Origin of the sequence: Mariprofundus sp. KV (assembly GCF_013387475.1) — a bacterium.
Classification (GTDB): domain Bacteria; phylum Pseudomonadota; class Zetaproteobacteria; order Mariprofundales; family Mariprofundaceae; genus Mariprofundus.
The window spans coordinates 1-12,267 of the sequence record NZ_VWNB01000006.1; the positions used below are offsets into that span (position 1 = coordinate 1).

At 50.6% G+C, this 12,267-nt stretch carries 11 protein-coding genes; 7 read left to right on the forward strand and 4 right to left on the reverse strand.

Annotated features, from left to right (window positions below):
* Nucleotides 1-89 precede the first annotated feature (89 nt).
* On the reverse strand, nt 90-1,472 hold the full coding sequence (locus tag F3F93_RS05895) for a PAS domain S-box protein (protein ID WP_176958246.1): 1,383 nt from the start codon (nt 1,470-1,472) through the stop codon (nt 90-92).
* Nucleotides 1,473-1,641: 169 nt separating this feature from the next.
* Here F3F93_RS05895 and purB point away from each other — a divergent pair, with 169 nt between their 5' ends.
* A complete protein-coding gene (gene purB / locus F3F93_RS05900; RefSeq protein ID WP_176958247.1) occupies nt 1,642-3,024 on the forward strand; it encodes an adenylosuccinate lyase in 1,383 nt (460 codons plus the stop codon).
* Nucleotides 3,025-3,238: 214 nt separating this feature from the next.
* Here the strand turns inward: purB and ispH are convergent, their stop codons facing one another.
* The gene (gene ispH, locus F3F93_RS05905) at nt 3,239-4,165 is read right to left on the reverse strand and encodes a 4-hydroxy-3-methylbut-2-enyl diphosphate reductase (protein ID WP_176958248.1); all 927 of its coding nucleotides are present in this window, start codon (nt 4,163-4,165) and stop codon (nt 3,239-3,241) included.
* Between the two features lie 97 nt (nt 4,166-4,262).
* On the opposite strand from ispH, the gene F3F93_RS05910 reads away from it, so the two are divergent.
* From F3F93_RS05910 to nth, 5 genes are all read left to right on the forward strand, one after another.
* Nucleotides 4,263-4,745, forward strand: a complete 483-nt coding sequence (locus tag F3F93_RS05910) for a peroxiredoxin (RefSeq protein ID WP_176958249.1) — start codon at nt 4,263-4,265, stop codon at nt 4,743-4,745.
* 1 nt (nt 4,746) lies between these two features.
* The gene (gene coaBC / locus F3F93_RS05915) at nt 4,747-5,928 is read left to right on the forward strand and encodes a bifunctional phosphopantothenoylcysteine decarboxylase/phosphopantothenate--cysteine ligase CoaBC (RefSeq protein ID WP_176958250.1); all 1,182 of its coding nucleotides are present in this window, start codon (nt 4,747-4,749) and stop codon (nt 5,926-5,928) included.
* Nucleotides 5,928-6,380 carry a dUTP diphosphatase gene (gene dut, locus F3F93_RS05920; protein ID WP_176958251.1) on the forward strand — a complete coding sequence of 151 codons (453 nt, stop codon included), beginning with the start codon at nt 5,928-5,930 and terminating at the stop codon, nt 6,378-6,380. The genes coaBC and dut overlap by 1 nt, the downstream gene beginning before the upstream one ends.
* A gap of 113 nt (nt 6,381-6,493) precedes the next feature.
* Nucleotides 6,494-6,991, forward strand: a complete 498-nt coding sequence (locus tag F3F93_RS05925) for a pilus assembly protein PilP (protein ID WP_176958252.1) — start codon at nt 6,494-6,496, stop codon at nt 6,989-6,991.
* Nucleotides 6,992-7,014: 23 nt separating this feature from the next.
* Nucleotides 7,015-7,653: an endonuclease III gene (nth, locus tag F3F93_RS05930; RefSeq protein ID WP_176958401.1), complete on the forward strand. Its 639-nt coding sequence runs from the start codon at nt 7,015-7,017 to the stop codon at nt 7,651-7,653.
* Nucleotides 7,654-7,715: 62 nt separating this feature from the next.
* Here nth and F3F93_RS05935 read toward each other — a convergent pair whose 3' ends face one another.
* Nucleotides 7,716-9,977: an HD domain-containing phosphohydrolase gene (locus F3F93_RS05935; protein ID WP_176958253.1), complete on the reverse strand. Its 2,262-nt coding sequence runs from the start codon at nt 9,975-9,977 to the stop codon at nt 7,716-7,718.
* A gap of 180 nt (nt 9,978-10,157) precedes the next feature.
* Complete coding sequence (locus F3F93_RS05940) at nt 10,158-11,228, reverse strand: metal-dependent hydrolase (protein WP_176958254.1); 1,071 nt, start codon at nt 11,226-11,228, stop codon at nt 10,158-10,160.
* Nucleotides 11,229-11,326: 98 nt separating this feature from the next.
* Here F3F93_RS05940 and F3F93_RS05945 point away from each other — a divergent pair, with 98 nt between their 5' ends.
* Nucleotides 11,327-12,262 (forward strand): bifunctional riboflavin kinase/FAD synthetase, encoded by a 936-nt coding sequence (locus F3F93_RS05945; RefSeq protein WP_176958255.1) that lies wholly within the window; start codon nt 11,327-11,329, stop codon nt 12,260-12,262.
* The last annotated feature ends 5 nt before the right edge of the window (nt 12,263-12,267 follow it).

Here is a 12,267-nt window from a genome sequence, read left to right on the forward strand (position 1 = left end):
TAGGGTAACTTTAGCATCGTTCATGGTCGCGGTGTCCTTTGGTCAGTTGCTTGGTGGTACAAACAATCTAACCGGGGACACCGCCCACTTTAAACTCTATTTCCCGCTAATCCGCGATGAACCAAAATTTTGGGTGCAAGATTTTCATCAACGCCATAACCATTATCTGACACAGAGAGTTGCGCATATTGACCAGCCTTCACCCCTTCATAGCGGCCGGATTGAATCGCATCCACTGTCACCAAACGTAGATCCAGTGATATCTCAGGTTGCTCAACAGCGGAAACCGCATGTACTGCGTTTGTGATCAAATTCATAATGACCTGATAGAACTGGTTAGGATTTACCTTTACCATCATTTCATCTTCGCCAAGCGTACAGTTAAACTCAATATCCTCCAGAATTGCAGTGCGAATGAATTTATTAATCTCTTTGATGAAGGAGCTTAATGATACGGTTTCAGTCTCTACATCCTCCTTCCTGACAAATGTGAGTAGCTGTTTAATCATCTCAGAGCCCTGCCTGCCAAGACTCTCTATCAACTCCAGTCGTTCCAGAAGCTTGCGATCTCCATCTGCCATTTTCCGACACAGATAGGCCTGCCCAAGCATGCCACTAAGAAGATTATTGAAATCATGAGAGATTCCACCAACAAATGTCCCCAGAGCTTCCATCTTCTGAGCTTGCAGAAACCGCTTTTCCATTGCATTTTTTTCGGTCATATCCTGCTGAAACGAGACAAAATGGGTAATCACTCCATCGTCATCCAAGACAGGTGAGATAGATGTTCTGGCTGGATAAAAAGAGCCATCTTTGCGCTGGTCTGTAAGTACGCCTTCCCAGACCTCTCCTGCAGTAATGGTTTGCCAAAGCTCGGAATAGACCTCAGAAGGCTGCGCAAGACTTTTCAATAATGAAGGCTTGCAACCCAATGCCTCTTCAAAGCTATAACCAGTGATGGTTGAAAATGCCCGATTAACGTATTCAATTGTACCATCTGGCCGAGTAATCATCACGGCTTCGGAAGATTGTTCAACGGCTGCTGAAAGTTTACGCAACATGATTTCTGTCTGATAACGTTCGCTGATATCACGCAGCACAGCAGTAATAATGACGCGACCATCCACATCTATCGTAGAGATAGAGGCCTCAACAGGAAACGTCCTTCCATCTTTGGCGAGACCAAATATCCCTCCTCGGGAATGCTTGTAGCGAGGCGGCTCCTGAGCGGTATGAAAGTCATGCACATGCTTCTTGTGTTGATGACGAATCGCTGAAGGAATTAATATATCAAGACTCTGGCCAATCACCTCATCTCGAGAGTATCCGAAAAGTGACTCGGCAGCATTATTAAACAGCACAATGCGTTGGTCTGCACCGATAGAGACTACAGCATCAGGCACGGTATTCAGTATCTCAGAAGAGATAGCATCCACATGAGTAGAGTGGCCGTTATAGCGCTCGTTTTTCACACAAAATGCCAAGCAATCAATGTGCCAACTACAAAACGGAAAACTGATCTGCCCTGTGCAACTTCATCAGCAGTTAATTTGAGTTTTGGAAATAATATCGTTCACGTGTATCTTTCGCCCCCGCAAAAGCTACGCAACACCTATACTGACGAAGTACACTGGAGTCCCCATGCAGGTTTCACCTCTTACCGCCCTCTCACCACTGGATGGCCGCTATGCCGGCAAAACCGGGGCACTGCGTCCGATCTTCAGTGAGTATGGTCTGATCAAGGCGCGTGTGACTGTTGAAGTGCGCTGGCTGCAGATGCTGGCCGCCAACAGTGATATCAGTGAAGTCCCTGCATTCTCGACCCAGGCGCAGGCATTTCTTGATGCCATTGTCTCCGACTTCTCTGTGGCCGATGCCAACCGTGTCAAAGAGATCGAAGCCACCACCAACCACGATGTTAAAGCGGTTGAATACCTGCTTAAAGAGAAGGTGGCCGATAATGCCGAGCTGGCAGCGATCTCGGAATTCTTCCACTTCGCCTGCACCTCTGAAGATATCAACAACCTCTCCTATGCGCTGATGCTCAACGAAGCACGCCAGAGTGTACTGATCCCTGAGATGCAGAAAATTGTTGATGCCATCGCTGCCGGTGCCAAGACCCATGCCGACCAACCACTGCTGGCACGCACCCATGGTCAGACAGCCAGTCCGACCACGATGGGTAAAGAGTGGGCCAATGTCGCCTACCGCCTCGCCCGCCAGCTTAAACAGATCGAAAATGCCGAGGTGCTCGGCAAGATCAATGGCGCGGTTGGCAACTACAACGCCCATCTCGCCGCCTACCCTGAGCTGAACTGGGAAGCCATTGCTAAAGGCTTTGTTGAGTCGCTGGGCATCAGCTGGAATCCCTACACCATCCAGATCGAACCCCATGACTATATTGCCGAGATCAACAACGCTACCGCCCGTTTCAACACCATACTGATCGATTTCAGTCGTGATATCTGGAGCTACATCTCACTCGGCTACTTCAAACAGAAGGTGATCGCCGGTGAGGTCGGTTCATCAACCATGCCACATAAGGTCAACCCGATCGATTTTGAAAATGCCGAAGGCAACCTCGGGCTGGCCAATGCTGTGCTGGCACATCTGGCTGAAAAACTGCCGATCTCACGCTGGCAGCGTGACCTGACCGACTCCACCGTACTGCGCAACCTCGGTGTCGGCTTCGGTTACTCGATTCTTGCCTACAGCTCGGCCATGCGCGGATTCAGCAAACTGGAGATCAATGCCGAGCGCATCAATGCCGATCTTGACGCCAGCTGGGAGGTGCTCGGTGAAGCGGTGCAGACGGTGATGCGTCGTTATGGTCTGGAAAATCCCTACGAGCAGATGAAGGCACTGACACGCGGCATCGGCATCACTCCTGAGCGTCTGCGTGAGTTCATCGAAACACTGGAGATTCCAGCCGATGCCAAGCAGTCACTGATTGAGATGAGCCCTGCCACCTACATCGGCAACGCCGCCGATCAGGCTAAAAACATCGATAATTTTCTGAAATAGTTACAAAAAACATAAAATCGAACCACGAATGCACACAAATCAACACGAATAAGAGAGGCTGTACTGGTTGAATATCTTTAAATTCGTGCTCATTTGTGTCTACAAGGTGAATGTACCACTGTGCAGAGAAGGTGGTCAGGGCCATTCGTGGATCTGAATGTATGCACTGAATTATTACCCTCTTTTTAATATAAACCCATCAATAATAAGAAATTCAGCGCAGCTCTGTGGGCAGACTGAAGGTGACATTCTCCTCACGCACCTTGAGCACTTGCGGCGTAGCAAAACCACGCGCCATCAGCCAGTTGCTCACCTGCTCCACGAGCACCTCCGGTGCAGAAGCTCCCGCCGAGATACCGATACGATCGCCAAAGCCGAACCAGCCCGGTTCGATATCATCGCAGCCATCAATCAGATAGGCGGCGCAACCGGTTCGCTCAGCAACCTCACGCAGGCGATTGGAGTTGGATGAGTTTTTGGAGCCGATCACCAGCACCACATCAGAGTTGGCAGCCAGCTCCTTCACTGCCGCCTGACGGTTACTGGTGGCATAACAGATGTCCTCACGCTTGGGTGACTGAATGTTCGGAAAGCGCTTCTGCAGAGCCGCAATCACATCGGCAGTATCATCGACACTGAGTGTGGTCTGGGTGACATAGGCAACCCTCTGCGGATCCGCCACTTCAAGCTGCTCAACATCTTCGGGTTGTGAAACCAGCAACACTGCACCATCAGGTGCCTGACCCATCGTGCCTTCAACTTCGGGGTGCCCGGCATGGCCGATCAGGATCACCTGATCACCATTCTGATAGTGACGCAGCAGCTCAAGATGTACCTTGGTCACCAACGGGCAGGTGGCATCAATGACACGCAGGCCGCGCTGATCAGCGCTGCTGCGCACCGCTTTGCTGACACCGTGGGCTGAGAAGATCAGCAGCGAATTATCCGGCGCATCATCCACCTCCGCGACAAATACAGCCCCTTTCGCCTTCAACCCTTCAACGACAAATTTGTTATGTACGATCTCGTGACGCACATAAACCGGAGCGCCGTAGACCTCCAGCGCCCGCTCAACGATCTCAATCGCGCGATCCACACCGGCACAGAAACCACGCGGCTCAGCCAACAGCACCTGACTCATAAACATATCTCCATGTGGCGAAGGCTAGCATCGTGACCTATGCTTGCGCATCCGATAATCCAGTTTTGCACTGACAACCTCAGCCAAGGAGCCTTTCATGAGCACATACACGATCAATCCCGGTGATACCGCACCTGCCGATATCGAGCTGCAGACCTGGCCTGAGGGCAGACTCAAGCTGGCCGATCTGAAGGGCAAATGGATCATCCTCTACTTCTATCCGAAAGACAGCACCTCCGGCTGCACCACCGAGTCGTGTGCGTTCCGCGATGCCCTGCCCGACTTCTCCGCTGCCGATGCCGCCATCGTCGGTGTCAGTCGTGATTCCGTGAAATCTCACCAGAATTTCGTCACCAAACAGGAACTCAACTTCCCGCTTATCTCTGATCCTGATGAAACACTCTGCAAAGCCTTTGATGTTCTGCAGATAAAGAAGAACTACGGCAAAGAGTATCTCGGCATTGAGCGCTCCACCTTCATCATCAACCCTGAAGGTGTGATTACTAACGCCTGGCGCAAGGTAAAGGTTGCCGGCCACGTTGAAGAGGTACTCAATACCCTCAAGGAAGCACAGGGCTAACATGTTGAAGAACAGACGCATCCTCATCGGCATCGGTGGCGGCATTGCGGTCTACCGTGTGGCCGAGCTTGCCCGCCTGCTGATCAAGGCAGGGGCAGAGGTGCGTTGCGTGATGACCCGTTCAGCCTCTGAATTTGTCACCCCGCTCACCTTTGAGGCTTTGACCGGCAACAAAGTGCATAGCGAACTCTTCGACCTCACCTCTGAGAGAGAGATGGGCCATATCCAGCTGGCACGCTGGGCTGATGCCGTAGTCATTGCCCCTGCCACAGCCAACATTCTGGCCCGGCTTGCATATGGTATCGCAGATGACCTGCTGACCACGATGATGCAGGTCAATGAGGCACCGGTACTGCTGGCCCCTGCCATGAACAGCTCGATGTGGGAGTCCGATGCCACCTGCCGCAATGTCGAAACGCTCAAAGCACGCGGTATATCATTTGTCGGCCCTGAAGCGGGGACACTGGCCTGCGGAGAGCAGGGCACTGGCCGCCTCTCTGAACCGGAAGCGATTGTCGCGGCACTGCAGCCGCTGCTCTGGGAAGATCAGGCTCTGAAAGGTCAACAGTGGGTGATCAATGCCGGGCCGACTGTCGAGGCGTGGGATGCCGTACGCGTGTTGACCAATCGCGCCAGCGGCAAACTCGGTGCACTGCTTGCCTCAACTGCCACAGCCATGGGAGCAGCGGTTACACTTATTGCAGGCCCGGGAACCCCTCATACTCATCCACAGGTGAAACGCATCGATGTTGAATCTGCAGATGATATGCTCAGTGCATGCCTGAAAGCAGCCAAAGGTGCCGATACATTTATCGCCACAGCCGCCGTCAGTGATTTCCGTTTTCATGAGATGTATACCGAGAAGATGAAACGCGGCGGCACAACCAGCATGCATGTCGAACTGATCGCCAACCCCGATATCGTCGCCCACATCGCCAACATGGAGAGACGCCCGTCTCGCGTCATCGCCTTTGCCGCTGAATCGTCCAACCATATCGCGTATGCAAAGAGCAAACTGTCGCAAAAAAATGTCGATGCGATTGTCGCTAACGATGTGAACAACATGGGATCGCACAATGCCAGCGGCTGGTGGATCACCCCGCAGAGTGAAACCACGATCGACACAGTCAGCAAACAGGCATTTGCCGAACAGATTATTCAACACATTACGGAGCTAAAGTGATGAGCAACCCGAAAGTACAGATTCAACGACTACCTCATGGTGAAGGTATTGATCTCCCCTTCTACGCCACCACCCACGCGGCAGGAGCCGATCTTCGCGCAGCGGTTGATGATGATGTGATCATTCAACCCGGAGAGACAGCACTGATCAAAACCGGTTTCGCCATGGCCCTGCCTGATAATTTTGAAGCCCAGGTTCGGCCCCGTTCAGGTCTTGCCCTGAAATTCGGCATCACCGTGCTCAATACACCGGGCACCATCGATGCCGACTACCGTGGCGAGGTGGGTGTCATCCTGATCAATCACGGCAAAGCCCCCTTCACTGTCAGCCGTGGCGACCGCATTGCCCAGATGATCATTGCCCCGTTTGTGCAGGCCGATTTCGAAGCAGTTTCAGAGCTTTCTGAAACCCAGCGCGGCAGCGGCGGTTTTGGCAGCTCAGGCAGAAAGTAGAGGCAGCGTGCATCCGGCTGGCCTCAGATTTGCTTTGCATCACATTGATAACAATGCTCTAATTCACAGACGATCTGCATAAACGTCTGTTTTATGGCAGCAGGGAGATAACGATGAAGTTTTGGGCTGGTCTTCTAGCGGTATGTTTAACAGGTGCTTTTACGGCATCTGCAGAAGATGCTGTCACAGCAGAAGAGGGATCGATGCCTGATGCCATGCAGCATCTGGTTACCGCCCCTGAGATCGATTTTGCCAACCTGCGTGACCCTTTCGCCTCCTATCTGGTGCGTGTCGCTTCACGTGGCCAGAGCGCCCTGCTTGATAACAAAACCCGCCTCTCCAACCGCGAACGCGAAAAACTCGAAGATTTTGATCTGGCCACACTGAAGCTGGTTGCCATCTTCTCCATGGGTGGTGAACGTGTAGCCATGGTTCAGGATGGAACGGCCAAGGGTTATATCGTACGTCGCGGCAACCATATGGGTAAAAACAACGGCAAGATCGAGAAGATCACCGATGACACCCTCTTCCTCGTTGAGCAGGTGCTGAATCCTGCCGGTGAGATCATCGACCGCCAGGTCAACCTGACCCTGAACGAAGTTAACGAGTAACAGCCCCTCACATGGCTAAGAAAATGACTGCTGCCAATGTGCGGCGCTTCTTTGAACACCTGCAAGCCATCGACCCCGAACCGGTCACCGAACTCAACTACAGCAATGATTTCGAACTGCTTGCCGCAGTGATGCTCTCCGCACAATCCACCGATGTGGGTGTCAACAAAGCAACCGCCAAGCTCTATCCGGTTGCCAACACACCGCAGATGATTCTCGATCTCGGTGAGGAGGGGCTGAAATCCTATATCGCCACACTCGGGCTTTATAACAGCAAAGCCAAACATCTAATGGCCACCTGCGCGATGCTGGTTGAGCTACACAATGGTGAAGTGCCGCGTACTCGCAAAGAGTTGGAAGCCCTGCCCGGTGTAGGCCGCAAAACCGCCAACGTGGTGCTCAATATACTGTTCGGTGAACCCACCATGGCTGTGGACACCCACATCTTCCGCGTCGGCAACCGTACCGGCATCGCACCGGGCAAAACCCCGCTGGATGTAGAGAAGGGACTACTGAAAAGAATTCCCAAAGAGTTTATGCAGCATGCCCACCACTGGCTGATCCTGCATGGCCGCTACACCTGCACTGCCCGCAAACCCAAATGCCACGCCTGCGCTGTAGCCAACGAATGCACCTGGCCCGAAAAACCAACTGCGATTTAATAGCTCTCACGCATATTCACATCCATTAAGATGGCATAGCGATAAAATCCTGAGAATTTTATTCAAGAAGTCTGAACAAAGAACCCTTTGGCAGTAAAAAGTAACAGACATGCATCAGCGACATCTGCATCATAGTGAGTACCCCTATTGGTTCTGATTTCATCCAGAGCCCGATCAATGCCCAGCCCGGCCCGATAGGGACGATGGTTACTCATCGCTTCAACCACATCGGCCACAGCGACAATGCGAGCTTCCAGACAGATCTCTTCCCCCTTCAGCCCATGAGGATAACCCGAGCCATCGACACGTTCATGATGCTGCTGTGCAATCAATGCTATAGGCCAGGGGAAAGCAACATCCTTGAGGATATCATAGCCCGTCTGGGCATGTGTCTGGATCAGTGAATACTCAATCCCTGTCAGTCTTGATGGTTTGCTTAATAACTCTGCAGGTGTCTGAATCTTACCAATATCGTGGATAATGGCTCCCAGATAGATACCTTTGATACGATCTGAATCCAGCCCCATCTCATGGGCAATCGCTACAGCTATCTCTGCCACTCTATTCTGATGACCAGAAGTGTATGGATCTCTTGCCTCAACCGCCTTGGCTACTGCAGAAACTGTGCCTTCCAAAGAGACTCGAAGATACTCATGACTCTGTTTCAGATCCTGTTTAGTTTTGATGGTCTCGGAAATATCTAGGAATGTGACCACACTGCCTGCGATCTTATCGCCTTTATAGATCGGGTGTGTCCAATAAGAAGCTGGGAAATAGCTGCCATTTTTTCGCCATATCACCTCATCATCAACATGAGACTCCTCTCCTGTCTCTAATGCTCGATACACAGGGCATTCATCTATGGGATATATTGTCCCATCTGAACGGCTATGGTGAATCAACTCATGCATATTTTTCCCTATTAACTCAGAGTGATCTTCATAACCCAGTATTTCCAAACATGATGCGTTTGCGAGAAAACATAGACCATCTCTATCAATACCATAAATTGCTTCTGCAGTAGAATCGAGAAGCAGACGAGTTCTCTCTTCACTTGCCTTGAGTGCCCGTTCAGCAAATTTTCGTTCAGAAATATCCCGAATTGAAGCCAAGAGAAGATCTCCACCATTCAAGATGGTACTCGTTAACAGAACCTCTGCTGAAAACTCTTCGCCTGAACTCTTTTTACATATCCATTCAAACTGAATAGAGCCCTCTTTATATGCTTCATCGATTCGCTCACATGCAGCTGTTTGCGAACAGCTACCATCCAATTGAACCTCTGGAGAAAGATCAGCCAAGTGCTGACCAATCAACTGCTCCTTACTTGAATATTCAAACAAGCCTAGCGATGCACTGTTACAATCTAAAACACCCACATCATCGAGCAGAAACAACACATCGGCGGAAGCATCAAAGATTGTGTGGAACTTCGCCTCACTTTTTGAGTGTTCAACCTCCGCGATTTCACGAATGCGAATCTCTCTGACCAGATCATCTCGAGATACAATCGCTTTCCTTAAACCTTTAGCCATACTATTAATGGACTGTGCAATATCTCCAATCTCATCACCTGACAAAGAATCAACCCTGCTATCAAGGTGGCCTGAACCTATCTCTTCAGTCACCTGCTTGAGTTTAACTATTCTGCTCATAATTCCGCGTGAGAGCAGCAAACCAAACAGAATAGCGGCAAGCAATACGCCAATAACAAGCTGAATAGTCAATGTAATGTTGGACTCAGTATCATCTCTAGCCCTCACCAACGCATTTTTCATCTCATTGGAGGCATCAATTCTCAGCTTAAAAGAGATCGATAAAATCTCCGCCACTAGCGGATTGATCTTATTATTGAGTAACTGATGAGCTTGCAAATAGGCACCCGAATTGAGCAATAACCCCAATTGCTCATTAATGGCATCAAATTGCGTTGATCGCCGCTTAAGGTCATTGATTTCTTTGATTTCTTGTAGTTCATCTTCATGATCAACCCACGCCATCTGCATTCGTGAAATTTGTTCCAGCGACAGGAGCGATTCATTCAGATCTAGAATGTTTTTTTTCACACCCTCTCTGGCCTTAGCAATATCAGCTGGATGTTGAGCAACCTGAGTTTCAAATATCCATGCCAGATAATTTAATTTGAGGCTTTGAATAGCACCATCAATTTTCTCTGTTAACTCTATTTCATGGGTGTTTGTATGAATAATCTGATCAATCTGGTGGAGAGAGTCATAGTGGCGTGTAAGACTATAGCCTCCGACTACAGCTACCAATGCACCCATTATTACGAAGCCCGAAACAACCTTATGACCAATTCTCATTGGGCTTGCACCTTCAAAAGAAGCACCATCATAGTGATACACTCTATTTCGCAACAATTAGTCATAATTTCATTATAGCAGCTTATTTTTCACTTGCTCTTGAACATAGCCCTGCATGTATTATGGATATCAGGCCTTATGGATCACGCAAGAAAGTTTTATAAAACACAACCCGAATGATTAAATCGCTCGCTCTGGAGAATCAGCCAGCACCTGCGGTTCGGGTTTAGAACTCTCTTTCACAAGCTGGACATCCTTGCCAAGCAGCATATCAATAAAGGCCTGATGGGTGGCATCAGATGCATCGTGAAACTGATTGAAAGGCGTATGTCGCTGCTGATCGGTCAAATCCAGTTCAATGCCCCAGATCGGTTTGGTGGAGGTTGGCAGCATCGAGTAGCGAGTATCACCAATCAACAGCTTTTCACCCGGAAACAGGGAGATGTAACCATCAGAGAAAAACTCAAAGCGTTTAATATCTGCTGCCAATACAGAGTCTTCGGATACCTCTGGAAGATCGGTCAATTCGAAACGTTTCACCGATTCACCGGCATAGAGCTTCTCTTCACCGGGTAGTCCGGCACGCACGGCATCCATATAGAAGTGGCCATCCGCCTCATAGATCGAGCGCCACAAAATCAGATTGCCCATTGTCGGTTTAATCTCGATGCGATCTACCTGATGGCCTCGTGTTTCAGCCAGCGCCAGCGCCATCGCTTCAACCCGTTCATGCTGGCCAAATCCGATCAGCAGATAGGATATGGCAAAGCAGAGGCCAAAAGCGGCATAGCGCGATGTACGTTTCACGGCTGCAAAAGCAATCGCGGTAATCAGCGCAATTGAGAAGAGCGGATCAAGAATAGAGATGATATTCCATGAGATGCGCTCATCAGTCAGCGGCCAGAGCAGAGAGGTTCCATATGAGGTGCAGGCATCAATCAGGCCCGATGTGCCGTAACCGGCGGTCGTAAACAGTAGTGCACGCTTAAACGGCAGCACCTTTTTCAGCACCGGCCACATCAGCAGTGCCGCAATCAGGCCGCCGAAAGGGATAAAGAAGATCGAGTGGGTAAAGTGGCGATGAAAATCAAGCTGCAGCAGTGGATCAAATTGGGAATGGGTAAACAGCGCATCGATATCAGCAAGCAGCCCTGCCAGAAACCCGATCACCATAGCAGTGCGCGTCTCATCCTTTTTGGAGAAACTCTGCGCCAGTACAGCACCAGCCAACCCCTGCGTTACAATATCCATAGCGCGGAATCGTGCCGTGTTACAGGCGATGGCTCAAGCCCCGACAAGATTAGGCCTGCTCCCTGTTCTATTTTTCAATCAGGCGATAGTGTTCGCCCATGCAGATATTTAACTCATGGGATGAGGCCAAAGTTTCAGAGATTAAAGGCGGTGCTATTACTGTCGGTAATTTTGATGGCGTACATATGGGCCATGAACAGGTGCTGGCTGAAACCAATGGTCACGCCAGCGCAGCCGACGGGCCGACGATTGTCGTCACCTTTGAACCGCACCCGCGCGCTGTTCTCTACCCTGAGGAGGCACCACGTCGCCTCTGCCATGTGCAGGAGCGTATGCAGTATCTCCAGGCTGCTGGCGTAGATGCTGTGCTACTGCTGGAGTTCACCAAAGAGCTGGCGACATGGTCAGCTGAAAGATTCTCCAACACACTGCATGAGACATTTGCCTTCAAACATATCCATGTCGGATACGATTTTGCCTTTGGCCATGATCGACAGGGCCATGTCGATGATCTGCGCAGGCTTGGCGATACCCAGCACTTCACTGTAACTGAAGCCTCTGCCTTTGAGATGATGGGCGCTGTGGTCTCCAGCTCGCGTATCCGTTCAGCTGTTGAGGCGGCCGATTTCAAACTGGCCAAAACACTGCTCGGGCGTGATTACTCGATAGCAGGCAAGGTGCTGCATGGTGAGAAGCGTGGGCGTGAGATGAATTTCCCTACCGCCAATGTTGATGTGGCTGATCTGGCCCACCCGCCGGTTGGTATCTACGCCGTGCGTGCCAACAATATCGACAGATCAAAAACGTGGAATGGTGCCGCCTACCTCGGCTACCGCCCCACCTTCAATGGCCGCACCCTGCTTCTGGAGACGCACCTGCTGGATGACTCTCCTGATCTCTACGATCACTGCCTGAATGTCAGTTTTATCAAACGCATTCGCGAAGATCGCAAATTCACCGGCCACGCCGATCTGGCTGCCCAGATCGCCAAAGATTGTGATATGGCCAGACAGATTTTAGAAGACACTGAGTAATTTAG